The organism is Coralloluteibacterium thermophilum, assembly GCF_042654365.1.
Taxonomy (GTDB): Bacteria; Pseudomonadota; Gammaproteobacteria; order Xanthomonadales; family Xanthomonadaceae; genus Coralloluteibacterium; species Coralloluteibacterium thermophilum.
Genome location: NZ_JBHSGG010000023.1, coordinates 102552 through 124400, shown reverse-complemented (window position 1 = coordinate 124400; position 21849 = coordinate 102552). Strand labels below are relative to the sequence as shown.

The window sequence follows — 21849 nt, the reverse complement described above, 5'->3', positions numbered from 1 at the left end:
GGTGCGTGGTTTGAAGGCCCGCGGGAGCGGCTGTAGGAGCGGCTTCAGCCGCGATCCCCTCGGGCGGTAACGGCAGGTCGCGGCTGAAGCCGCTCCTACGGCGCGGGCGGCGCGGCGCCGTACAGCAGGCGCGCGGCGTCGAGATAGCGGAGGAAGTCGCGGTAGTGCGTGCGGTAGGCCGCGACCGCCCCGGGGTCGGGCTGCGCCGACAGCGCGGGCGCCACGGCGACGTGCTCGGCGGTGATCGCCGCGATGTCGCGCGCGTCGCCATGCGCCCGTGCGTGCGCCCACATCGCCTGCAGTGCGCCGCCGAACGCCGCGCCCTCGGCCTGTTCGGGCACCTCGACCGGCAGATCGAAGACGTCGGCGACCATCTGCCGCCACGCCGCGCTCTGGCTGCCGCCGCCGGTCAGGCGGATGGCGTCGAAACGCAGCCCGGCGGCCTGCAGCGCGTCGTAGCCGTTGCGCAGGCTGTAGGTCGCGCCCTCCATCGCCGCGCGGTAGGCGTTGCCGCGGGTCAGGTTGTTGAGGGTCATCCCGAACAGCCCGCCGCGCGCGGTCGGCAGGTCGGGCGTGCGCTCGCCGTTGAAGAACGGCAGCAGGGTCAGCCCGCCCGCGCCCGGCACGGTGCCGGCCAGCACCTCGGCCTCGCTCTCGCGGCTGCTGAAGCCGAACAGGCGCGCCATGCTCTCGGTGGCGACGGTGCAGTTCATGGTGCAGATCAGCGGCAGCCAGCCGCCGGTGGACGAGCAGAACGCCGCCCAGCCGCCCTGCGCATCGACCACCGGCCGCTCGGCATGGGCGAACAACGTGCCCGAGGTGCCCAGGCTCATGCTGAGCACGCCGGGGGCGACGTTGCCGGTGCCGATCGCGGCCATCATGTTGTCGCCGCCGCCCGCCGCGACCAGCACGTCGCGCGGCAGGCCCAGTTCGTCAGCGACGGCCGGCGCGATGCGGAAGCTGGCGTCCGCCTCCACCAGCGGCGGCAGCAGCTCGCCCAGGTCGCGGTCGGGATCTGTCGCCGCGAGCAGCTCGGGCGACCAGCGGCGGGTGCGCACGTCGAGCCATCCGGTCCCGGAGGCGTCGCCGTACTCCATCCAGCGCTCGCCGGTCAGCCAGAAGTCGACGTAGTCGTGCGGCAGCAGGATGGCCGCGAGCCTGGCGTACACCTCCGGCCGGTGCCTGCGCGTCCACGGCAGCTTGGACGCGGTATAGCCGGCGAGGATGGGATTGCCGGCCAGCGCGATGCAGCGGTCGGCGCCGCCGACCGCGGCCATGATCTCCCCGCACTGCGCGCTGGTGCTGGTATCGCACCAGAGCTTGGCGGGCGCCAGCACCTCGCCCGCCGCATCCAGCGGCACGAAGCCGTGCTGCTGGCCGGAGACGCCGATGGCCGCGACCCGCGCGCGCTGCGCGGGCTCCAGGCGCGCGAAGCAGGCGCGGATGGCGTCGAGCCACCAGTGCGCGTGCTGCTCACGGCTGCCGTCGTCGCCCGCGATCAGCTCGACCGGCTGCCCGTGCACGGCTACGACCTTCCGTGCCTCGGGATCGTAGGCCACGAGCTTGACGCTCTGCGTACCCACGTCGAGGCCCACGAACAGGCTCATCGACGGCCCCCGCAGCAAAAAAAGTTAGCGCTACCACTCTGGGCGGAAAAAAAAGACGCACCGGTGGGGGTGGTCGGGATCATGCGGGAAACAACCCTGGCGTTCGGGACCCGTGAACTCTAGCAGCGGACGCGGGAAATGCGTGCTGCAGTGCGGGATGGCGGGCACGAGGCGTGAGGCATGAGAGCTGGGAAATGCAGGGAAGGCACCGTCGCCCAGTTCCGCCCCTGCTCCTCGTCCCTCCACGTTCCCTCCCCGGGCAGCGCGCTGCGCGCGCTCACCCCCATCCCCGCCTTCCCCCGCAGGCGGGGGAAGGGGCGGGGCGCGTGGGCGTGGGGCTTGGGATCGGCGAGGCGGGGAACATGAGGAGTGGGGAGCGGGAGACGGTGCGACCGCTCGTCCTCGTTTCTCACTCCTCTCCACTCACTCCCCAGCCACACAGCCCCCTCCCCCGCGGACAGCGGGGGAGGGTTGGGGTGGGGGCGCCTTGCCGCGAGGAGCAAGGCGCCGAGGAGTGGAAAGCCAGGGAACGCACACCAACCTGCCCCATTTCTCACTCCTCCCCCTCACTCCCCAGCAGCCCTATCGGTACCCCGCCGCCTGCAGTTCGAACAGCTCCGCGTAGCGGCCGCCCTGCGCCAGCAGTTCCTCGTGGGTGCCGCTGGCCTCGATGCGGCCGCGCTCCAGTACGAGGATGCGATCGGCCATGCGCACGCTGGAGAAGCGGTGCGAGATGAGGACGGCGGTGCGGCCCTGGCTCAGCTGCTTGAAGCGCTGGAACACCTCGTACTCCGAACGCGCGTCGAGCGCCGCGGTGGGCTCGTCGAGGATCAGCAGCTGCGCGTCGCGCATGTAGGCGCGGGCGATGGCGATCTTCTGCCATTCGCCGCCGGACAGGTCCACGCCGGTGCGGAACTTGCGGCCGATGATCTGCGCGTACCCGTCGGGGAGGCGCTCGATCACCTCGTCCGCCAGCGCGGCACGGGCGGCGGCCTCGATCCGCGCGCGGTCGGCCGCGGCGTCGATGCGGCCGACCGCGATGTTCTCGGCGGCGGTGAGGTGGTAGCGCACGAAGTCCTGGAAGATCACGCCCACGTTGGCGCGCAGGGCGTCGAGGTCGATCTCGCGCAGGTCGACGCCGTCGACCAGGATGCGCCCCTCGTCCGGTTCGTAGAGCCGCGCCAGCAGCTTGACCAGGGTGGTCTTGCCGGCGCCGTTCTCGCCCACCAGCGCCAGCGCCTCGCCTGCGCGCAGCTCGAAGTCGAGATGGCGCACCGCCCAGTGCGCGGCGCCGGGGTAGCGGAAGCCCACGTTCTCGAAGCGGATGCCCTGCCGGACCGGCGAGGGAAACGGCTTCGGGTCCGGCGGCGAGACGATCTCCGGCTCGATGCGGAAGAACGAGAACAGGTCCTCCAGCTGCAGTGCCTGGCTGGCCACCTGCGACACGCCGACGAGCAGGCCCTCCAGCAACTGGCGCAGGCGCAGGAAGCTGGCGGCGAGGAAGGTCAGGTCGCCGATCGAGAACGCGCCGGAGACGGTGCGCCAGGCGATGTAGGCGTAGGCCGCGTAGTAGCCCAGGGTGCCGAGCGCCGCCAGCACCATGCCCCAGCGCGCCCGCTGGAAGGCCAGCCTGCGGTTGGCGGCGTAGAAGCCCTCGGCGAGCTGGCGGTAGCGCGCGATCAGGAAGTCGTGGAGACCGAAGATCTTGACCTCCTTGGCCGTCTCCACGCTGGCGCCGGTCTGGCGCAGGTATTCGAGCTGGCGCCGCTCCGGCGTCCACTGGTAGTTGAGCTGGTAGTTGAGCGCGTTGAAGTGCGCCTCGCCGACGAAGGCGGGCACCAGTGCGACGGCGAGCAGCACGATCAGCCAGGGCGCATAGAGCACCAGGCCGGCGGCGAAGGTCGCGATGGTGACGAGGTCCTGGGCCTGCCCGAACAGCTGGGCCATCAGGGTCATGCGGCCCATGGTCTGGCGCCGCGCGCGGTCGAGGCCGTCCTGCACCTCGGCATCCTCGAAGTCCTCGAGGTCGAGCGTGGCCGCGTGCGCCATCAGCCGCATGCTGGTGGCATTGGTGACGCGCTCGGCGAGCAGGCCGTCCACCAGGGCGACCAGGCGCGCGAGCACGTCGGACGCCACCGCGAGCCCGAACTCGAGCGCGAGCAGCGCCGCCAGGGGATCGAGCGCACCCGCGCGCCAGGCCTCCGCCAGCGACGGCAGCGCGCCCGCCGCGGTGATGCGCACCGCCTCGTCGATGATGAGCTTGCCGACGTAGAGCATCAGCACCGGCAGCACCGCGCGCACCAGGCGCAGGCCGATGCTGGCCAGGGTGAGCGCGCGGCTGGTCTGCCAGATCAGCGCGAGGAAGGGCCGGAGGTTGCGGAGGGCGCCGACGCGTTCGCGCAGGCTGGAGGCGGCGGGCATGGCGCAGTTCGGGCGGTGGCGTCGACCGCACATGATCGCCCATGCGCGGCGATACGGCGGGTTGCCCCGTCGCGGGCGGGCATGTTTCCCTGAAAGAAGGGGATCGCGTGGATGCCGATGCGCGCGCAGCGCGCCGGGGGCCGCGGCATCGCGATGCGCGCGCCCGTTCCGTCCGCTTCCACCCGGGGTCGATGATCCAGCTTCACGCGCTCGACTATCTCGCCATCGGCGGCTATTTCGTCGCCGTCGTCCTCATCGGCAGTTGGGCCGCCAGGCGGCGCACGACGTCGGACGACCTGTTCCTCGCCGGCCGCACGCTGGGCCCGCTGGCGGTAGGCTTCTCGCTGTTCGCCTCGAACATCTCCTCCGACACGCTGCTCGGCCTGCCCGGCGCGGCCTACCGCACCGGCATCTCGGCCGCCAACTACGAGTGGATGGCCGGCGTGGTGCTCATCTTCGCCGCGCTGTTCGTGCTGCCGGTGCTGATGCGCGCGCGCGTCACCACCATGCCCGAACTGATGGAGCGGCGCTTCGACCCGCGCCTGCGCAAATACCTCTCGGCGGTCACGCTGTTCCTGTCGATCGTGCTCGACACCGCGGCGACGCTCTACGCGGGCGCGTTGGTGCTCACCACCTTCGTGCCCGCGCTCGGCCTGTGGGAGACCTGCCTCGGCCTCGCGCTGTTCACCGGGGCCTACGCCGCCGCGGGCGGACTGCGCGCGGTGGTCTACACCGACGTGCTGCAGGCCCTGGTCCTGCTGTGCGGCGCGGCCGCGCTGGCGTGGATCGTGTTCGGGCAGTTCGGGCACTCCTGGGCGGCGGTCGCCGATTCGGTGAGCCCGGAGACGCTCTCGCTGATCCGTCCGCTCGACGATCCGGGCGTGCCCTGGCTGGGCCTGCTGACCGGCCTGCCCATCGTCGGCTTCTACTACTGGACCATGAACCAGTACGTCGTGCAGCGCGTGCTGGGCACGCGCGACCTCGCCGCGGCCGGCCGCGCCTCGATCATCGCCGCGGCGCTGAAGCTGCTCCCGCTGTTCCTGATGACCCTGCCCGGCGTCATGGCGATCAGCCTGCTGCCGGGCCTCGACGAGCCCGACCAGGTGTTCCCCACCATGGTCGCGACCTTCGCCCCCGCGGGTCTGGCCGGGCTGATCCTCGCCGGCCTGCTCGCCGCGCTGATGTCCACCTGCTCGTCAACGCTGAACTCGGCGGCGACCCTCATCACCAAGGACTTCGTGCAGCCCCGCCATCCGCACCTGGACGAGGCGCGACTGGTGCGCAGCGGGCGCATCGCGACCCTCGTCATCACCCTGCTCGCCGCGCTGTGGGCGCCGATGATCCAGCACTTCGAAGGGCTCTGGAACTACCTGCAGCAGGTGTTCGCCTTCGTGGCCTCGCCGCTGGTCGCGGTCTTCCTGATGGGCCTGTGGTCGCGCCGCCTCGGCGCGGGCGCCGCGCTGCGCGGGCTCGCCTGCGGCCATGCCGTGAGCGCCCTGCTCTTCGGTGCGCGCGAACTCGGCCTGGTGACCGTGCACTTCACCGTGCTGGGCGGCGTGCTGTTCGCCGCGACCCTGCTGCTGGCGTGGATCTGGATGCGCGTCCTGGGCGAACGCGACGCTCCCGGCGAGGACAAGCTCGCGGTGATCGCACGGACCGGCCTGCCGCGCCTGCCGGCGGACGTCTACGTCGGCGCCGGCCTGGTGCTGGCCGCCACGGCGGTGTTGCTGGTGGTGCTGGGGTGAGGCCGGGCGGACAGCGAGGACGGTGTTCGGGAGATGGAACGGGTACTGGGTTCGGGGCTCGGGGAACCGCACCGGGAACCGGCGAGCGGGCTCCGACGCGCCGGGCCTGCCCCGGCGCATCGGCGCCTCGGCTCAGCCCAGCGCGTCGATCACCGCGCGGGTGAAGGCCGGCACGTCGTCGGGCTTGCGGCTGGTGATGATGTTGCCGTCGATCTCGACCTCCTTGTCGGACCACTGCGCACCGGCGTTGATCAGGTCGTTCCGGATGCTCGGCCAGGAGGTGACGTTCTTCCCCTTGACGAGCCCGGCGTCGATCAGCGTCCAGGGGCCGTGGCAGATCGCGGCGATGGGCTTGCCGGCCTCGCCGAAGGCCTTGATGAGGGCGATGGCCTTCTCCTCCAGGCGCAGCTTGTCGGGGTTGATCTGCCCGCCGGGCAACACCAGCGCGTCGTAGTCCTCGACGCGCGCGGCGTCCAGCGCGACGTCCACCTTCACGGGGTCGCCCCAGTCGCTCCCCTTCCAGCCCTTGATCTCGCCGGACTCGGGCGAGACGACGTGGACGGTCGCGCCGGCCTTCTCCAGGCCCTCCTTGGGCCCGGTCAGCTCGCTCTGCTCGAAACCGTGGGTGGCGAGCATCGCCACCTTCCTGCCTTGCACTGCGGACATGGGCATCTCCTTCGTCGATGGTCGGAAAGGAAACGCGCATGCTCGCGCCCGGGCCGTGGCGCCCCGGTGAACCGCAGCGACGGCCTGCACGCCCCGGCTGCGCGCCCTGCATGCCGGCCCGATCGCGCCGCCCGGTTTACAAACATTCATGTATGTTTGTAAATTGCGCGCCCAGCGGGCAGGACGGCCCGCGCCGAGGACATGCCCATGCCCGCCCCGCACCACCCTCGCCCGGCGCCGCCCCCGGCGGACTCCGCCGCACGCCGCCGCCCGGTGCGGCCATGAACCACGTCGTCATCGTCGGTGGCGGCGTCGCTGGGCTCGAACTCGCCACCCGCCTCGGCAACCGCCTGGGCGCGCAGGGAAAGGCGCAGGTCACGCTGGTCGACCGCGGTGCCGCGCACCTGTGGAAACCGATGCTGCACACGCTCGCCGCCGGAACCGGCGACGGCCGCCTCCAGCGCGTGCCCTACCTGGCGCATGCCGCCCAGCACCACTTCCGGTTCCGGCCTGGCCCCTTCACCGGACTCGACCGGACGCGCCGGCGGATATCGCTCGGGGCGGTGCGGGCCGAGGACGGCGAATGCCTGCTCCCGCCGCAGACGCTCGACTACGACCTGCTCGTGCTCGCGCTCGGAAGCCGCGCCGACGACTTCGGGACGCCGGGCGTGGCCGAGTACTGCCACTTCATCGACAGCCAGGCCGAGGCCGAGTCCTTCAACCAGGCGCTGCGGCGACTGGTCCTGCGCGCGCTGGCCGGAGGCGCGACGAGCGAAGTGGCGATCGTGGGCGGAGGCGCGACCGGCGTGGAGCTGGCCGCATCGCTGGTCCAGCTCGTGGAGCAGCTCGGCGGCTACGGAGCGCGCGACCTGCACGGGCGCGTCGGGATCACCCTGATCGAGAGCGGCCCGCGCCTGCTCCCGGCCTTCCCCGAACGCGTATCGGCACAGGTCGAGGCGCGCCTGGGCGCGCTCGGCATCCGCGTCCGCACGCGCGCCCGCGTGGTGGCCGCCACGCCGGACGCCTATGTGCTGGACGACGGCACGCGCATCCGCAGCACGCTCAAGGCCTGGGCCGCAGGCGTGCGCGGCGAGGCGGTGCCGGACGGCTACGACGGCCTCGAAACCAGCCGCAATGGCCGCCTGCTCGTGCGCCCGACCCTGCAGGCGACGCGCGACGACCGGGTCTTCGCCGTCGGCGACTGCGCCAGCCTCACGCTGCCGGGGCACGACCGGCCACTCGCGCCGACCGCGCAGGTCGCCCACCGGCAGGCGCGGCACCTGAGCCGGCAGCTTCCCCGGGTGCTTGCCGGGGAATCGCCGCGGGAATTCGTCCATCGGGACCTCGGCGCCCTGGTCCCGCTCGGCCACTACGACGCGTTCGGGACGCTCGGGCAGCTCGGCCTCTTCCGCGGCTTCCTGCACGGCCGCCTCGCGCACGTCGGCCACGCGATGCTCTATCGGCGCCACCAGGCCGGCCTGCATGGCATCTGGAGCGGCAGCCTGCTGTGGCTCGCCGAACTGCTCCAGCGCCGGGTGCGGCCCGCGCTCCGCCTGGACTGAGCAGCCGGGCGCGCCGTCCGCTACAGCGACAGCACGGTGCGGCCCTCGGCGTGGACGAGCTGCAGCCCCACCGGCCCGCGCCGCAGCTCGGACATGCCGCTGCTGCTCGACTTCAGCACCAGTTCGCCGACCCGCAGGGTCTCGCGCGAGTCCTGCCAGACGCGGACGCTGGCGCCGTCGGGGGCGATCTCGATGCGCGGCGGGCCGGGTCGGTAGGTCAAGCGGGCGCGGAACCGCGCGAGGTCGCGGGCCGACTGCAGGTACTCCTCGCGCCCGACGTGCAGCACGTCGTCGCCGGTCACGCCGCTGACCTCGATGCGGAAACGCGCCCAGTCCGCGACCAGCGGCGCCAGCGCGTCGGCGTCCATGCGCCGGGTGGCGTCCTCGAAGCGGGCCAGGTAGTCCCGCACCTCCACCTCGGTGATCGCCGGCGGCGGGGCGGCACCCGGGCCGCAGCCCGCCAGCGCCAGCAGCGATCCGAGACACAGCGCCCACAGGCGCATGCGCAGCATCCATTCCATGTCGACTCCCTGTCGGAGGGCCCACGCCCTCCCCCCGCGGATGCTAGGGCATGCAGCGCCTTCCGGGGGAGCGGATCAGTCCGCCTCGTAGTCGGGGTCGACCACGGCGAAGAGGTCGTGCTCGTCGGCGCCCATCATGGTCACCTCCGCGAACTGGCCGGGCTGCAGGCCGGCCTCGTAGCCGTCCTGGATCTGCACGATGCCGTCGATCTCGGGCGCGTCCGCGTAGCTGCGGGCGTAGGCGAGATCGCCATCGATGGCGTCCACCAGCACGCGCTCGCGGCGGCCGATACGCTGCTGCAGGCGCTCGGCGCTGATCTCGGCCTGCACCGCCATGAAGCGCGCGAGCCGCTCCTGCTTGACCTCCTCGGGCACCGGATCGGGCAGGGCGTTGGCCGCGGCGCCCTCGACCGGCGAATAGGCGAAGGCGCCGACGCGGTCGAGCTGGGCCTCTTCGAGGAAGTCCAGCAGCGCCTCGAACTCGGCCTCGGTCTCGCCCGGGAAGCCGACGATGAAGGTGCTGCGGATCGCCAGGTCCGGGCACTCGCGGCGCCAGTTCTGGATGCGCTCGAGCGTCTTCTCCACGGCGCCCGGCCGCTTCATCAGCTTGAGGATGCGCGGGCTGGCGTGCTGGAACGGGATGTCCAGGTAGGGCAGCAGGCCCGGGCCGCCGTTCGGGTTCCGGGCCATCAGCGGGACGATCTCGTCCACGTGCGGATACGGGTACACGTAGTGCAGGCGGGTCCAGACGCCGAGTTCGGCGAGGCCCTCGCACAGCGACTTCATGCGCGTCTGCCACTGCCGGCCCTGCCAGGTGCCCTCGCGGTAGCGCAGGTCGACGCCGTAGGCGCTGGTGTCCTGGGAGACGACGAGGAGTTCCTTGACCCCGCCGCGGGCGAGCTTCTCCGCCTCGCGCAGCACCTCGTCCACCGGACGCGAGGCCAGGTCGCCGCGCATCGAGGGGATGATGCAGAAGGTGCAGCGGTGGTTGCAGCCCTCGGAGATCTTGAGGTACGCGAAGTGCCTGGGCGTGAGCTTGACGCCGAAGTCCGGCACCAGGTCGACGAAGGGATCGTGCTTCGGCGGCAGCGCGGCGTGCACCGCGTTCATCACGCTGGCGTAGTCCTGCGGGCCGCTGATCGAGAGCACGTCGGGATGGGCCTCGCGGATCTGCTCCGGGCGCTTGCCCAGGCACCCGGTGACGATGACCTTGCCGTTCTCGGCGATGGCCTCGCCGATGGCGTCCAGCGACTCGGCCACGGCCGAGTCGATGAAGCCGCAGGTGTTGACCACCACCACGTCGGCCGCGTCGTAGCTGGGCACAATGTCGTAGCCCTCGACCCGGAGCTGGGTGAGGATGCGTTCGGAGTCGACGAGGGCCTTCGGGCAGCCGAGGCTGACGAAGCCGACTTTGGGATTGGCGGCGGGCATGGGAACGGGGCTGGCGCGCGGGAAACCGCGCAGTATAGCGCCGCCCCCCGCCTCCGCCCCCGCCGTCGGACGCCGCGCCGCCCGGGCGAGGGGACGACGTTCAGTTGCGCCTGACGGTGCGGTGGCATCGGTGCGACAACGACGGCAGAAGCGTCCTTGGGGTTGAGGAGTGAGTGGGGAGGAGTGAGAAACGAGGGCGGGCAGCCGAGCCTCTCGTTTCTCACTTCTCATCTCTCGCTCCTGCCCAAAGCGCCCCAACCCCCAACCCTCCCCCGCTGCCCGCGGGGGAGGGGGCTGGCGGGATTTGCGGGGTTCAAGGAGTGAGTGGGGTGGGGGCGGTTGCTCCTTCTCTCGTTTCTCACTCCTCCTGCCTCACTCCTCAAGCCCCGGCGCGTCCTCCGCCCGCGCTAGCATGGCCCTCCCCCGGCACAGGAGCTTTCCCATGGGCGAGACCGTCACCCTCCACACCCGCAACGGCGAGATCGGTGGCTACGCGGCGCGGCCGGCGCGGACGCCGGCAGGCGGGATCGTGCTGGTGCAGGAGATCTTCGGGGTCAACGCGCACATCCGCGGCGTCGTCGACCGCTTCGCGGAGGAAGGCTACGCGACGGTGGCGCCGGCGGTGTTCGACCACGTGGAGCGCGGCATCGAACTGGGCTACGACGAAGCCGGCTTCAAGCGCGGGCGCGATCTCGTGGGCCAGCTCGGCATCGACCGCGCGGTGGCGGACGTGGCGGCCGCGGCCGGCTGGCTGCGCGACCAGGGCGTTGCGCGGGTCGCCGCGGTCGGCTACTGCTGGGGCGGCAGCGTGGCCTTCCTCGCCAACACCCGCCTGGGCCTGCCCTCGGTGAGCTACTACGGCGGACGCACGCTGCCCTTCGTGCACGAGGTGCCGCGCGCGCCGATGCTGTTCCACTTCGGCGAGGCCGACCCCTACATCACGCCCGCCGACGTGCAGGCGCACCGGGACGCCCTGCCCGACGCCCAGGTGCACACGTATCCCGCCGGTCACGGCTTCAACTGCGAGCAGCGCGCCGACTACGACGCGGCCAGCGCGAAGCTGGCCCTGGAGCGCACGCTGGCCTTCCTGCGCGCGGCACTGGCATGAGCGCCTTCGCCCTGCATCCACGCCTGGCGGCGGACACGCATCCGGTGACCTCGCTGCCGCTGTGCGAACTGCTGCTGATGGACGACGCGCGCTACCCGTGGCTCGTCCTCGTTCCGCGCGTGGTCGGCGCCACCGGCATCGACGAGCTGGACTTCGCCGCACGCCATGCGCTGGTGGACGAGATCGACGAGATCAGCCGTCTGCTGCGCGCCGAGGTGCGCCCGGAGCGCATCAACGTCGGCGCGCTCGGCAACGTGGTGCCGCAACTGCACGTGCACGTGGTCGCGCGCTTCCGCAACGACCCCGCCTGGCCCGGGCCGGTATGGGGCCATTCGCCGGCCCAGCCCTACGAGGAGGCGGCGCGGACGACGCGGCTGACGCGCCTGCGGGCGGCACTGGGGCGCGGCGGTACGGCGTGAACGCGCCCCGGGTCGAGCGCGCGGGCGAGGAGGCGTTGCGCCTGCGCCTGGACGGCGGCATCGATCCGGGCACGCACGCCCGCGTGGTGGCGCTCGCGCAGCGACTCGAGGCGGACCGTCCGCCATGGCTGCTGGACGTCGTGCCCGCCTACGCCGAGCTGGCGCTGCGCGTGGACGTGGAGCGGCTCGCCGCGGACCGGCCCGGCGAGGACGCGCTGGCACGGGCGGAGGACTGGCTGCGGGCACGGCTCGCGTCACCCGACGACGACCGGGCGCCCGCCACCGCGGCGCGCCGCATCGAGATCCCCGTCACCTACGGCGGCGACGCCGGCCCCGACCTCGACGCGCTGGCCGCGGAACTCGGCATGCCCGCCGAGGAGATCGTGCGGCGCCACGCGGGCGCCGACTACCGCGTCGCCATGCTCGGCTTCGCGCCCGGTTTCCCCTACCTGCTCGGCCTGGACCCTGCGCTGGCCGCGCCGCGGCTGGCGACGCCCCGCACGCGGGTCCCCGCGGGCAGCGTCGGCATCGGCGGCGCCCAGACCGGCATCTACCCGCGCGCAGCGGCGGGCGGATGGCGGCTGATCGGCCGCACCGACCTGGTCCTCTTCGATCCGCAGCGCGCCGCGCCGTCCCTGCTGCGGCCGGGCGACCGGGTGCGCTTTGTGCCGGTGCGCGCATGAGCATCGAGGTCCTCGTCCCCGGTGCGTGCACCACCGTGCAGGACCTGGGCCGCCACGGCTGGCGCCACCTCGGCGTCGGCCAGGCCGGCGCGCTCGATGCCTGGGCGCACCGGATCGGGAACCTGCTGGTGGGCAATCCTGCTTCGGCGGCGACGCTCGAGATCGCGCTGACCGGGCCGACGCTGCGCTTCGTCCGGCCCGCCCGCATCGCCCTCACCGGTGCGCAGATCGAGGCGCGCGTGGACGGACTGAGCCTCCCCTGCTGGAGCGTCGTCGATCTCCCGGCAGGCAGCGTGCTGCGGCTCGGGCGCTGCAGCGACGGCGCGCGCAGCCACCTGGCCATCCGCGGCGGGTTCGATCTGCCGCCCGTGCTCGGCAGCCGCGCGACCGACCTGCGCGGCGGCTTCGGCGGGCTCGACGGCCGTGCGCTGCGCACGGGGGATCGCCTGCCGGCGGACGCCGGCGGCACGGGTCGGCTCCGGGTCGCGCCCTGGTGGATCGACGCGCATGCCGATCTCGACGATGCCCTGCCCGACCCCGCGGGCGTGCGCGTGCTGCCGGGCGAGGACGCATTGGCGGAACCCACCGCGCTCGCGGCGACGCAATGGCGGGTCAGCGCGTCCAGCGACCGCCAGGGACTGCGCCTCGACGGCCCGCCGCTGGCGCTCGCCGCACAGGTGGAGCGCATCTCCGCGCCGGTCTTCCCCGGGACGGTGCAGTTGCCGCCGGACGGCCGTCCCATCGTCCTGCTGGCGGACGCGCAGACGCATGGCGGCTATCCGGTGATCGGCCACGTCGCGCGCGCGGACCTGTCCCGCCTCGCGCAGCGCCGGCCCGGCGCGCCGCTGCGCCTGGTGCCGTGCACGCGCCAGGAGGCGGCGGCCGCGGCTTGCGTCCAGCGACACCGGCTCGCCAGAATCGGCGAGGCCGTCGCGGCGCGGCTGCGCCTGGCACCGTTCGCGGCCCTGCGCGCAGGCACCGCCCCAACCCGAGAGCACCCATGAAGTTCAGCGTTCCCGCCGTCATCCTGATCGTGCTCGGCGTCGTGCTCCTGATGAACAACCTCGGGCTGGCGGACTTCGACCTCGGGCGGCTGATCATGCGCTGGTGGCCCGCGATCCTGATCGCCGTCGGCATCAGCATGCTGTTCCGGCGCGGCAACCCGCGCTGATCCACGCGCGCCATGCGCATCGACTTCAACTGCGACCTCGGCGAGGGCTGCGGCGACGATGCGGCGATCGTGCCGCTGGTGAGTTCGGCCAGCATCGCCTGCGGCGGCCATGCCGGCGATGCCGCCTCGATGCGCGAGACGCTGGCGCTGTGCGCCGCGCACGGCGTCGCCGTCGGCGCGCATCCCTCCTTCGTCGACCGCGCAGGCTTCGGGCGCACCGAGCTGGCCGTCGCGCCCGACGTCCTCGTCGGACAGCTGCGCGCCCAGATCGAGACCCTCGCCGCCCAGGCCGCCGCGCGCGGGCAGCGCCTCGCCCACGTCAAGCCGCACGGCGCGCTCTACACCCTCGCCGCGCGCGACGCCGAGACCGCCGACTGCGTGATCGCGGCGGTGCGGGCGGTCGATCCGGCCCTCCGCGTCTACGCCCTCGCCGGCTCCGTCCTCGCCCGACGCGCCGCGGACGCTGGGCTGTCCGTGGACGGCGAGGCCTTCGCCGAGCGCCGCTACGAAGCGGACGGCAGCCTCACGCCGCGCCGCCTCCCCGGCGCCAGCCTGGACACGCTGGACGAAGCCCTCGCGCAGGTCCGGCAACTGCTGCGCGAGGGAGCCGTGACCGCGCGCACCGGCGAGCGCGTCACCGTCCGTGCCGGCACCCTCTGCCTGCACGGCGACCGCCCCGATGCCGCGGCCTTCGCCCGCGCGCTGCGGACGGCGCTCGAAGCCGAGGGCGTGCGGGTGGCGGCGCCGGGCACATGAACTACTGGCCGCTGATCGGCATCGCCTGGGTCGTCGGCGGCTTCGCGCTGCGCATGAACCCCGCGCTGGTCGTGGTGAGCGCGGGCCTGGTCACCGGCATCGCGGCCGGCGACAGCCTGGCGGCGACGCTGGAGACGATGGGCGAGGCCTTCACCAAGCTGCGCTACCTGGTGCTGTTCGTGCTGACGCTGCCGGTGATCGGCCTGCTCGAACGCCACGGCCTGCGCGAGCGCGCGCAGGCGTGGATCGGGCGCCTCCGCGGCGCCACGACCTCGCGGCTGCTGATCGTCTACCTGGGCATGCGCCAGACGATCTCCGCGCTCGGCCTGCACAGCCTCGGCGGCCATCCGCAGACCGTGCGCCCGCTGCTCGCGCCCATGGCCGAGGCCGCCGCCGAGACCCGCCACGGCCCGCTGGACGACGACCAGCGGGCGCGGATCAAGGCCATGTCCGCGGCCACCGACAACGTCGGCCTGTTCTTCGGCGAGGACATCTTCATCGCCTTCTCCGGCGTGCTGCTGATGCACGGCTTCCTGGCCGAACAGGGCGTCGACATCGAACCGCTGCACATCGCGCTGTGGGCGATCCCGACCGCGGTCTGCGCCTTCCTGATCCACGGCGCGCGCCTGCTGCGCATGGAGCAGCGGCTCGCGCGCGAGGCCGCCGCGCTGGCCGCGGGAGCGATGCGGCGATGATCACGCTCGGCCTGATCTACTGGATCACCGGCGCCTACCTCGCCCTGATCGCCTGGCGCACGCTGCGCGACCGCGGCAATCCGAGGCGCTTCGCGGGCGGCCTGTTCTGGGGGCTGCTGGCGCTGGTCACGGCCGTCGGCGAGCGCCTGCCGCCGCTGTGGGTGGGGATCGTCGTCGTGGTGCTCGCAGGCATCGCCGGCCTCGGCGGGCTGCGTCGCGGGAGCGTCGCCGAGGCGCCGCCGGCGCGCCGCGCCGCGGACGCCGCCCGCCTCGGCAACCGCCTGTTCTGGCCGGCCCTGGCGATCCCGCTGGTGACCCTGCTGCTCGCGGTGGTGCTCGACGAGGCCGAGGTGTTCGGCCTGCGCCTGCTCGGCGGCCCGCAGCCGACCCTCATCGCCCTGGCGGTGGCCTGCCTCGTGGGCACCGCGATGGCCTGCATGCTCACGCGCAGCAGCCCCCTCCGGGCGGTGGAGGACTCGCGGCGCCTGCTCGACGCCATCGGCTGGGCCGCCCTGCTTCCGCTGTTGCTGGCGACGCTCGGCAGCGTGTTCGCCGGCGCCGGCGTGGGCGAGACCGTCGCCGGCATGACCGCCGCCGTGGTCCCGCCGGAGAGCCGCGTCGCGGCGCTGGCGGCCTTCGCGCTGGGCATGGTCGTGTTCACCGTGATCATGGGCAACGCCTTCGCCGCCTTCCCGGTGATGATGGCGGGCATCGGCCTGCCCCTGCTGGTGCACGGGCACGGCGCGGACGCGGCGCCGCTGGCCGCGCTCGGCATGCTCTCCGGCTACTGCGGCACCCTGCTCACGCCCATGGCCGCCAACTTCAACCTCGTCCCCGCGGCGCTGCTGGAACTGCCGCCCTACGCGGTGATCCGCGCGCAGGTCGCCACCGCCCTGCCGCTGCTGGCCTGCAACGTGGTGCTGATGTACATCTTCGTGTTCCGGTGATGCCGATGTCCGACCCGCAGACCCTGCTCCTGACCGGCTTCGCGCCCTTCGGCGGCGAGACCGAGAATCCCTCGTGGCTGGCGGTGCGACCGCTCGACGGCGCCCTGATCGACGGCTACCGCGTGGTGGCGGTGGAGCTTCCGGTGGTGTTCGGCGAGGCGCTGCGCGCGCTCGAAGCGGCGCTGGACCGGCATGCGCCGGCGCTGGTGCTGTGCGTCGGCCAGGCCGGCGGACGCGCCCAGGTGTCGCTGGAGCGCGTCGCCATCAACGTCGACGACGCGCGCATCCCCGACAACGCCGGCAACCTGCCGGTGGACACCGCGGTGATCGAGGGCGGCCCCGCCGCCTACTTCTCCAACCTGCCGATCAAGGCCATGCGCGAGGCGGCACGCGCCGCGGGCGTGCCCTGCGAGATCTCGCAGACCGCCGGCACCTTCGTGTGCAACCACGTCTTCTACGGCCTGATGCACGCCCTGCGCGAACGGCCCGGCGTCCGCGGCGGCTTCGTGCACATCCCCTATTCGCCGCAGCAGGCGGCGGCGCATGCAGGCGCGCCCAGTCTCCCCGTGGAACTCGCCACCCGCGCCCTGCGGGCGATGCTCGAGACGGCGCTGCGCACGGGCGAGGACGTCCGTATCGCCGCCGGCGCCACGCACTAGGCCTGCCCGGGCGCCGCCCCGCCGGGGGATGACACCGGCACCGGCATCGGGCAGGCTCCGGCCATCGCAAGGAGGATCCAGGCATGGGAACGAGGACCCTGATCGCTGCAGCCACGGCCGCCCTCGCCGCCTTCGGCGGCGGATGGCTGCTGGGCTCCATCCAGACGAGCCGTAGCGCGATGGCGGACCAGATCGTCGCGAACTGGGTCGCGCATGCCATCGTGGTCATCGACGAGCAGGGGCAGCGCCGGAGGCCCGAGGATGCGGCCGCGGTCGCCGACGGCGTCGTGAGAGTACTTGCGCCCCTGGCGGGAGAGATGTTCGCGCACGCCGGCAACCCGCAGGTGCAGGCCCTGGCCCGCGGCTACGCGAAGCGGATCCACGACGACCCGACGCTGGTGCAGGACCGTTTCGACACGTCGGAAAAGCAGCGTGTGCGCATGCTCGCCGCGGTCGCCTGCCTCGCGGACGACCACGACCCGCGGGCGACCTCGGCCTGCACGGCGGGCACCCAGCCCTGACGGCATCCGCCGCCCGGCTCAGGTCCGCGGCAGGGTGACGCCGACCTGGCCCTGGTACTTGCCGCCGCGGTCGGCGTAGCTGGTGCCGCAGATCTCGTCGGACTCGAAGAACAGCATCTGCGCCACGCCCTCGTTGGCGTAGATCTTGGCCGGCAGCGGCGTGGTGTTGGAGAACTCCAGCGTGACGTGGCCTTCCCACTCCGGCTCCAGCGGTGTCACGTTGACGATGATCCCGCAGCGCGCATAGGTGCTCTTGCCCAGGCACACCACCAGCGTCGAGCGGGGAATGCGGAAGTACTCCACCGTGCGCGCCAGCGCGAAGGAGTTCGGCGGGATGATGCAGACGTCCGACTCCACGTCGACGAAGCTGCCGCTGTCGAACCGCTTGGGATCGACGATGGTGGAGTTGATGTTGGTGAACACCTTGAACTCCCGCGAGCAGCGCACGTCGTAGCCGTAGCTCGACGTCCCGTAGCTGACGATCCGGTGCCCGTCCGCCGCATGCTTCACCTGGCCCGGCTCGAACGGCTCGATCATCTTGTGCTGCTCCGCCATGCGGCGGATCCAGTGGTCGGACTTGATGCTCACGGGGCTGGAGTGCGGTGCGTGGGAGGGGCGGAAGTGTAGCGGGTTGGGCGGAGCGGGAATCGGGAAGAGGGAATGGGGAACGGGACGGCAGGGCGATGCGGGCCCGGACTGCGCATCTCGACAGCGCGCGGGACCGGCAGGGCGAGCCCGGGCGCTCCGTCCCTCGGGTCCCGCTTCCCGCTTCCCCCTTCCCGACTCCCGCCCCTACTCCTTCACCACGATATTCGGAAACCCCACCCGCCTGTTCTTCGCCTGCAGCGACAGCCGTGCGGCGGTGGTGCGGGCGATGGCGCGGTAGCGGCGGGCGAGGTCGGTGTCGGGTTCGGCGGCGACGATGGGGGTGCCGGCGTCGCCCTGGGTGCGGATGCGGATGTCGAGCGGCAGCGCGCCCAGCAGCGGAACGCCGTATTCCTTCGCCATCCACTCGCCGCCGCCGGCGCCGAACACGTGCTCGGCGTGCCCGCAGTTCGAGCACACGTGCACGCCCATGTTCTCGACGATGCCCAGCACCGGCACCTCGACCTTCTCGAACATCTTCAAGGCCTTGCGGGCGTCGAGGGTGGCGATGTCCTGCGGCGTGGTGACGACGACCGCGCCGGAGACGGGCACCTTCTGCGAGAGGCTGAGATGGATGTCGCCGGTGCCCGGCGGCAGGTCGACGACCAGGTAGTCGAGGTCCTCCCAGCGGGTCGAGTTCAGCAACTGGTCCAGGGCCTGGGTGACCATCGGGCCACGCCAGATCATGGGCGTCTCCTCCTCGATCAGCAGGCCGATCGACATCGCCTGCAGCCCGTGGGCGCGCGCCGGGACGATGGTCTTGCCGTCGGGGCTTTCGGGCCGCCCCGCGAGACCGAGCATGCGCGGGATGCTGGGGCCGTAGATGTCGGCATCGAGCACGCCGACGCGGGCGCCCTCCGCCGCCAGCCCGAGCGCGAGGTTGACTGCGGTCGTGGACTTGCCGACGCCGCCCTTGCCCGAGGCGACCGCGACGATGTTCTTGACCTCGGGCAGCGGCGCGAGCCCGGTGCGGACGCGGTGCGCATGCACGCGCGAGGCGACCTCGACCGTCGCACCGCCCACGCCGGGCACCGTCAGCGCGGCGGCCTCCGCCGCGGCGGCGAGCTCGGCATGCCAGCCCGCGGCCGGATAGCCCAGCGCGATGGCGATGGCGACACGGTCGCCGTCCACCCCGACACCGCGCACCGCATCGGCGGCGGCGAGATCCTGGCCTGTATGGGGGTCGACGATGGCGCCGATGCGCGTGCGCACGGCCTGGGCGAGGGAGTCGGTCACGGCGGCGGTCCGGGGAAACGGGACCGGCCATTCTACGTGTCGTGGAGCGAAGACCGTGGCAGTCTCCTCCCTGCCGCGCCGGGAGGCGCCCCTCGTTCATCCCAAGGAGACAGCCATGTCCCACCGCCGCCTTCGCGTGCCCCTCGCCCTCGCCGCCCTCGTCCTGATCGCCGGCTGCGCACAGAACGCCCGCCCGCCCGCGCCCGAGACCGCGGTCGAGGCACCGGCCACCGACGCCGCCACGACCGGAGCGACCGGCGTCGCCGTCTGCGACGCCTACCTCGACCGCTACCAGGCCTGCCATGCCGTCATCGGCGCCTATCCGGCGGGCGAGATCGGCGAGCGCTACCGCGCCATGCGCGACAACCTGGTCCGGCGCGCGGCCGACCCGCAGACCCGCGCCCAGGCCGAGGACCAGTGCCGGATGCTGTCCGCCGCGATGGACGAGGCGCTGGACGGCCGCCCCTGCGGCGCTTAGGGCCTGGTGGGGATTGGGCTGTCGGGCTTGGGGCACAGGGCACAGGGCACAGGGCATGAGCGCACGGCAGCCACGAACCCAAGGCCCTAAGCCCTAAGCCCTAAGCCCCAAGCCCTAAGCCCCAAGCCCTAAGCCCTAAGCCCTAAGCCCTAAGCCCTAAGCCCCAAGCTCTGAGCCCATGCCTCAAAGCCCTAAGCCCCCCATGCCATAATCGCCGGCCCCTCGTCGCCCGCCTCCCGCATGTCCCGCACCGCCCTCGTCACCTGCGCGCTGCCCTACGCCAACGGCCCTCTGCATCTCGGCCACCTGGTCGGCTACATCCAGGGCGACATCTGGGTGCGCGCACGGCGGATGGAGGGGGCGACCACGCACTTCGTCTGCGCCGACGATGCGCATGGCACGCCGATCATGCTGGCGGCCGAGAAGGCCGGCGTGGCGCCGGAGGCGTTCATCGCCGGCATCCAGGCCGGCCACGAGCGCGACTTCGCCGACTTCGGCGTCGCCTTCGACCATTACCACTCGACGCACTCGCCGGAGAACCGCGAGCTCGCGCAGGAGATCTACCGCCGCCTGCGCGACGGCGGCTACATCGCGCGGCGGGCGATCCAGCAGCTCTACGATCCGGTCAAGGGCATGTTCCTGCCCGACCGCTACATCAAGGGCACCTGCCCGCGCTGCCGCACGCCCGACCAGTACGGCGACAACTGCGAACACTGCGGGGCGACCTATTCCCCGACCGACCTGATCGACCCGCGCTCGGTGGTCTCCGGCGCGACGCCCGAGCTGCGCGAGTCGGAGCACTATTTCTTCGAGCTGGCGAAGTTCGAGACCTTCCTGCGCGCCTGGCTCGACGGCGCCGCGAGCCGCGGCAAGCCGGTCGCGCATCCGGGCGTGGTCGCCAAGCTGCGCGAATGGCTGGACGCCGACGGTGGCCTGCGCGACTGGGACATCTCCCGGGACGCGCCCTATTTCGGCTTCCCGATCCCCGACGCGCCCGGCAAGTTCTTCTACGTGTGGCTGGACGCGCCGGTCGGCTACCTCGCCAGCTTCAAGGCCTGGTGCGACGCCCACGGCGAGGACTTCGAGGCCATCCTCTCGCCCAAGGCCGACACCGAGATCCACCACTTCATCGGCAAGGACATCGTCAACTTCCACGGCCTGTTCTGGCCGGCAATGCTCTACGGCGCCGACATGAAGGTGCCGACCGCGCTGCACGTCAACGGCTACCTGACCGTCAACGGCGCCAAGATGTCGAAGTCGCGGGGCACCTTCGTGCAGGCGCGCACCTATCTCGACGCCGGCCTCGATCCGGAATACCTGCGCTACTACTTCGCCGCGAAGTCCTCCGGCGGGGTGGACGACCTCGACCTCAACCTCGAGGACTTCCAGCAGCGGGTCAACGCGGACCTGGTCGGCAAGTTCGTGAACATCGCCAGCCGCTGCGCGGGCTTCGTCGCCAAGCGCTTCGGCGGCCGGCTCGCGGACGCGCTGCCGGACCCGGCCATGTACGCGCGCTTCGTCGACGTCCTGCCCGAGATCCGGGACGCGTACGCGCAGGACCGCTTCGGGCAGGCGATGCGCCTGACCATGGCACTGGCCGACGAGGCCAACCGCTACATCGACGAGACCAAGCCCTGGGTCATCGCCAAGCAGGAAGGCGCGGACGCCCTGCTGCAGCAGGTCTGCACCCAGGGCCTGAACCTGTTCCGCGTGCTGGCCCTGGCCCTGCGCCCGGTGCTGCCGGCGACCATCGCGCGCGCCGAGCGCTTCCTCGGCATGCCGCTCGCGCGGTGGGACGCCGCCGACGCACCGCTGCTGGCGCACGAGATCGCGCCCTTCGAAGCCCTGATGACCCGTATCGACCCGAAACAGATCGCCGCCATGACCGACGCCAGCACCGAATCCATGCAGCCCGCCGCCGCCACGCCGCCGGCCACCGCGAGCGCGCCGTCCGCGGCCGCGCCGGGCGCCGCCTCCGCCGCGGTGCAGGCCGCCGACGCGGCACCGGCCACCATCGGCATCGACGACTTCGCCAAGCTCGACCTGCGCATCGGCGTGGTGAAGGTCTGCGAGCACGTCGAAGGCGCGGACAAGCTGCTGCGCTTCGTGCTCGACGCCGGCGAACTGGGCGAGCGCCAGATCTTCTCCGGCATCAAGGCCGCCTACCCCGAGCCCGAGAAGCTGGTCGGCCGCCGGGTCGTGTTCATCGCCAACCTCGCCCCGCGCAAGATGCGCTTCGGCATGAGCGAAGGGATGATCCTCTCCGCCGGCACCGGCGGCACGGACCTGTTCCTGCTGGACGCCGACGCAGGCGCGCAGGCGGGCGCGACGGTGAGGTAGCCGGAACGGCCCGGGCTGTCCGCGCGGCGGCGGCTGCCGCGCCGTACCGCGTCCCTCCCGCGGGCGCGGCGGTGTGAGGTCCTGACGAAGTCGAGCCCGGTCGATCCAGCGCGACCGCTGGGCCCGCACCGACGGTCGCGGTAGGCCGCCTGCCGCGCCCCCGTGGCGGCGGGCCCATTCGAGCCGAGCGCGACGTGGGGACCTCGCCGCCGGTCTTCAGGCCCGCCCGTCCACGGCC

The 21849-nt window shown here is 72.7% G+C and carries 21 protein-coding genes; 14 read left to right on the top strand and 7 right to left on the bottom strand.

Features of this window, described 5'->3' with window-relative positions; translation table 11 throughout:
• Window positions 1–95 precede the first annotated feature (95 nt).
• Both xylB and ACFO3Q_RS08585 read right to left on the bottom strand, forming a co-directional pair.
• Window positions 96–1607 (bottom strand): xylulokinase, encoded by a 1512-nt coding sequence (gene xylB / locus ACFO3Q_RS08590; protein WP_377004248.1) that lies wholly within the window; start codon window positions 1605–1607, stop codon window positions 96–98.
• 582 nt (window positions 1608–2189) lie between these two features.
• Window positions 2190–4061 (bottom strand): ABC transporter ATP-binding protein, encoded by a 1872-nt coding sequence (locus ACFO3Q_RS08585; protein WP_377004247.1) that lies wholly within the window; start codon window positions 4059–4061, stop codon window positions 2190–2192.
• A 158-nt stretch (window positions 4062–4219) separates the two neighbouring features.
• Here ACFO3Q_RS08585 and ACFO3Q_RS08580 point away from each other — a divergent pair, with 158 nt between their 5' ends.
• Window positions 4220–5773: a sodium:solute symporter family transporter gene (locus ACFO3Q_RS08580; RefSeq protein ID WP_377004246.1), complete on the top strand. Its 1554-nt coding sequence runs from the start codon at window positions 4220–4222 to the stop codon at window positions 5771–5773.
• A gap of 132 nt (window positions 5774–5905) precedes the next feature.
• Here the strand turns inward: ACFO3Q_RS08580 and ACFO3Q_RS08575 are convergent, their stop codons facing one another.
• A complete protein-coding gene (locus tag ACFO3Q_RS08575; protein WP_377004245.1) occupies window positions 5906–6439 on the bottom strand; it encodes a type 1 glutamine amidotransferase domain-containing protein in 534 nt (177 codons plus the stop codon).
• A gap of 281 nt (window positions 6440–6720) precedes the next feature.
• On the opposite strand from ACFO3Q_RS08575, the gene ACFO3Q_RS08570 reads away from it, so the two are divergent.
• Entirely contained in the window at window positions 6721–8001 is a 1281-nt protein-coding gene (locus ACFO3Q_RS08570; protein ID WP_377004244.1) for an NAD(P)/FAD-dependent oxidoreductase, read from the top strand.
• A gap of 20 nt (window positions 8002–8021) precedes the next feature.
• Here ACFO3Q_RS08570 and ACFO3Q_RS08565 read toward each other — a convergent pair whose 3' ends face one another.
• Window positions 8022–8522: a Cif family virulence factor gene (locus ACFO3Q_RS08565; protein ID WP_377004243.1), complete on the bottom strand. Its 501-nt coding sequence runs from the start codon at window positions 8520–8522 to the stop codon at window positions 8022–8024.
• A 75-nt stretch (window positions 8523–8597) separates the two neighbouring features.
• The gene (rimO, locus tag ACFO3Q_RS08560; RefSeq protein WP_377004242.1) at window positions 8598–9953 is read right to left on the bottom strand and encodes a 30S ribosomal protein S12 methylthiotransferase RimO; all 1356 of its coding nucleotides are present in this window, start codon (window positions 9951–9953) and stop codon (window positions 8598–8600) included.
• A 442-nt stretch (window positions 9954–10395) separates the two neighbouring features.
• On the opposite strand from rimO, the gene ACFO3Q_RS08555 reads away from it, so the two are divergent.
• The 10 genes from ACFO3Q_RS08555 (at window position 10396) to ACFO3Q_RS08510 (ending at window position 16912) form a co-directional block, all read left to right on the top strand.
• Window positions 10396–11061 carry a dienelactone hydrolase family protein gene (locus ACFO3Q_RS08555; protein WP_377004241.1) on the top strand — a complete coding sequence of 222 codons (666 nt, stop codon included), beginning with the start codon at window positions 10396–10398 and terminating at the stop codon, window positions 11059–11061.
• Window positions 11058–11480 carry an HIT family protein gene (locus ACFO3Q_RS08550; RefSeq protein WP_377004240.1) on the top strand — a complete coding sequence of 141 codons (423 nt, stop codon included), beginning with the start codon at window positions 11058–11060 and terminating at the stop codon, window positions 11478–11480. Before ACFO3Q_RS08555 ends, ACFO3Q_RS08550 begins: the two co-directional genes overlap by 4 nt.
• Window positions 11477–12163 carry a 5-oxoprolinase subunit PxpB gene (gene pxpB, locus ACFO3Q_RS08545; protein WP_377004239.1) on the top strand — a complete coding sequence of 229 codons (687 nt, stop codon included), beginning with the start codon at window positions 11477–11479 and terminating at the stop codon, window positions 12161–12163. The genes ACFO3Q_RS08550 and pxpB overlap by 4 nt, the downstream gene beginning before the upstream one ends.
• On the top strand, window positions 12160–13167 hold the full coding sequence (locus ACFO3Q_RS08540; RefSeq protein ID WP_377004238.1) for a 5-oxoprolinase subunit C family protein: 1008 nt from the start codon (window positions 12160–12162) through the stop codon (window positions 13165–13167). The genes pxpB and ACFO3Q_RS08540 overlap by 4 nt, the downstream gene beginning before the upstream one ends.
• Window positions 13164–13334, top strand: a complete 171-nt coding sequence (locus ACFO3Q_RS08535; RefSeq protein ID WP_377004237.1) for a LiaI-LiaF-like domain-containing protein — start codon at window positions 13164–13166, stop codon at window positions 13332–13334. The genes ACFO3Q_RS08540 and ACFO3Q_RS08535 overlap by 4 nt, the downstream gene beginning before the upstream one ends.
• Window positions 13335–13346: 12 nt before the next feature.
• Entirely contained in the window at window positions 13347–14090 is a 744-nt protein-coding gene (locus tag ACFO3Q_RS08530) for a 5-oxoprolinase subunit PxpA (protein ID WP_377004236.1), read from the top strand.
• Entirely contained in the window at window positions 14087–14785 is a 699-nt protein-coding gene (locus ACFO3Q_RS08525) for a DUF969 domain-containing protein (RefSeq protein ID WP_377004235.1), read from the top strand. The genes ACFO3Q_RS08530 and ACFO3Q_RS08525 overlap by 4 nt, the downstream gene beginning before the upstream one ends.
• Window positions 14782–15732 carry a DUF979 domain-containing protein gene (locus ACFO3Q_RS08520; protein ID WP_377004234.1) on the top strand — a complete coding sequence of 317 codons (951 nt, stop codon included), beginning with the start codon at window positions 14782–14784 and terminating at the stop codon, window positions 15730–15732. Before ACFO3Q_RS08525 ends, ACFO3Q_RS08520 begins: the two co-directional genes overlap by 4 nt.
• 5 nt (window positions 15733–15737) lie before the next feature.
• On the top strand, window positions 15738–16391 hold the full coding sequence (pcp, locus tag ACFO3Q_RS08515) for a pyroglutamyl-peptidase I (RefSeq protein WP_377004233.1): 654 nt from the start codon (window positions 15738–15740) through the stop codon (window positions 16389–16391).
• Between the two features lie 83 nt (window positions 16392–16474).
• Entirely contained in the window at window positions 16475–16912 is a 438-nt protein-coding gene (locus ACFO3Q_RS08510; protein ID WP_377004232.1) for a hypothetical protein, read from the top strand.
• A gap of 18 nt (window positions 16913–16930) precedes the next feature.
• Here the strand turns inward: ACFO3Q_RS08510 and dcd are convergent, their stop codons facing one another.
• Both dcd and apbC read right to left on the bottom strand, forming a co-directional pair.
• Entirely contained in the window at window positions 16931–17500 is a 570-nt protein-coding gene (dcd, locus tag ACFO3Q_RS08505) for a dCTP deaminase (protein WP_377004231.1), read from the bottom strand.
• Window positions 17501–17704: 204 nt separating this feature from the next.
• Complete coding sequence (apbC, locus tag ACFO3Q_RS08500; protein ID WP_377004230.1) at window positions 17705–18793, bottom strand: iron-sulfur cluster carrier protein ApbC; 1089 nt, start codon at window positions 18791–18793, stop codon at window positions 17705–17707.
• 115 nt (window positions 18794–18908) lie between these two features.
• Here apbC and ACFO3Q_RS08495 point away from each other — a divergent pair, with 115 nt between their 5' ends.
• Together ACFO3Q_RS08495 and metG are read left to right on the top strand one after the other, a co-directional pair.
• Entirely contained in the window at window positions 18909–19271 is a 363-nt protein-coding gene (locus tag ACFO3Q_RS08495) for a hypothetical protein (protein ID WP_377004229.1), read from the top strand.
• Between the two features lie 240 nt (window positions 19272–19511).
• Window positions 19512–21611 (top strand): methionine--tRNA ligase, encoded by a 2100-nt coding sequence (gene metG / locus ACFO3Q_RS08490; RefSeq protein ID WP_377004228.1) that lies wholly within the window; start codon window positions 19512–19514, stop codon window positions 21609–21611.
• Window positions 21612–21849: the final 238 nt, after the last annotated feature.

What these genes read in the sequence shown, in the direction of transcription:
- ACFO3Q_RS08565 (WP_377004243.1), bottom strand. Translation starts at nt 8,522, where the DNA reads ATGGAATGGATGCTGCGCATGCGCCTGTGGGCGCTGTGTCTCGGATCG.
- ACFO3Q_RS08580 (WP_377004246.1), top strand. Translation starts at nt 4,220, where the DNA reads ATGATCCAGCTTCACGCGCTCGACTATCTCGCCATCGGCGGCTATTTC.
- ACFO3Q_RS08530 (WP_377004236.1), top strand. Translation starts at nt 13,347, where the DNA reads ATGCGCATCGACTTCAACTGCGACCTCGGCGAGGGCTGCGGCGACGAT.
- ACFO3Q_RS08510 (WP_377004232.1), top strand. Translation starts at nt 16,475, where the DNA reads ATGGGAACGAGGACCCTGATCGCTGCAGCCACGGCCGCCCTCGCCGCC.
- ACFO3Q_RS08550 (WP_377004240.1), top strand. Translation starts at nt 11,058, where the DNA reads ATGAGCGCCTTCGCCCTGCATCCACGCCTGGCGGCGGACACGCATCCG.
- ACFO3Q_RS08540 (WP_377004238.1), top strand. Translation starts at nt 12,160, where the DNA reads ATGAGCATCGAGGTCCTCGTCCCCGGTGCGTGCACCACCGTGCAGGAC.
- pcp (WP_377004233.1), top strand. Translation starts at nt 15,738, where the DNA reads ATGTCCGACCCGCAGACCCTGCTCCTGACCGGCTTCGCGCCCTTCGGC.
- ACFO3Q_RS08570 (WP_377004244.1), top strand. Translation starts at nt 6,721, where the DNA reads ATGAACCACGTCGTCATCGTCGGTGGCGGCGTCGCTGGGCTCGAACTC.
- ACFO3Q_RS08520 (WP_377004234.1), top strand. Translation starts at nt 14,782, where the DNA reads ATGATCACGCTCGGCCTGATCTACTGGATCACCGGCGCCTACCTCGCC.
- ACFO3Q_RS08535 (WP_377004237.1), top strand. Translation starts at nt 13,164, where the DNA reads ATGAAGTTCAGCGTTCCCGCCGTCATCCTGATCGTGCTCGGCGTCGTG.
- ACFO3Q_RS08575 (WP_377004245.1), bottom strand. Translation starts at nt 6,439, where the DNA reads ATGTCCGCAGTGCAAGGCAGGAAGGTGGCGATGCTCGCCACCCACGGT.
- ACFO3Q_RS08585 (WP_377004247.1), bottom strand. Translation starts at nt 4,061, where the DNA reads ATGTGCGGTCGACGCCACCGCCCGAACTGCGCCATGCCCGCCGCCTCC.
- xylB (WP_377004248.1), bottom strand. Translation starts at nt 1,607, where the DNA reads ATGAGCCTGTTCGTGGGCCTCGACGTGGGTACGCAGAGCGTCAAGCTC.
- ACFO3Q_RS08555 (WP_377004241.1), top strand. Translation starts at nt 10,396, where the DNA reads ATGGGCGAGACCGTCACCCTCCACACCCGCAACGGCGAGATCGGTGGC.
- ACFO3Q_RS08525 (WP_377004235.1), top strand. Translation starts at nt 14,087, where the DNA reads ATGAACTACTGGCCGCTGATCGGCATCGCCTGGGTCGTCGGCGGCTTC.
- rimO (WP_377004242.1), bottom strand. Translation starts at nt 9,953, where the DNA reads ATGCCCGCCGCCAATCCCAAAGTCGGCTTCGTCAGCCTCGGCTGCCCG.
- ACFO3Q_RS08495 (WP_377004229.1), top strand. Translation starts at nt 18,909, where the DNA reads ATGTCCCACCGCCGCCTTCGCGTGCCCCTCGCCCTCGCCGCCCTCGTC.
- metG (WP_377004228.1), top strand. Translation starts at nt 19,512, where the DNA reads ATGTCCCGCACCGCCCTCGTCACCTGCGCGCTGCCCTACGCCAACGGC.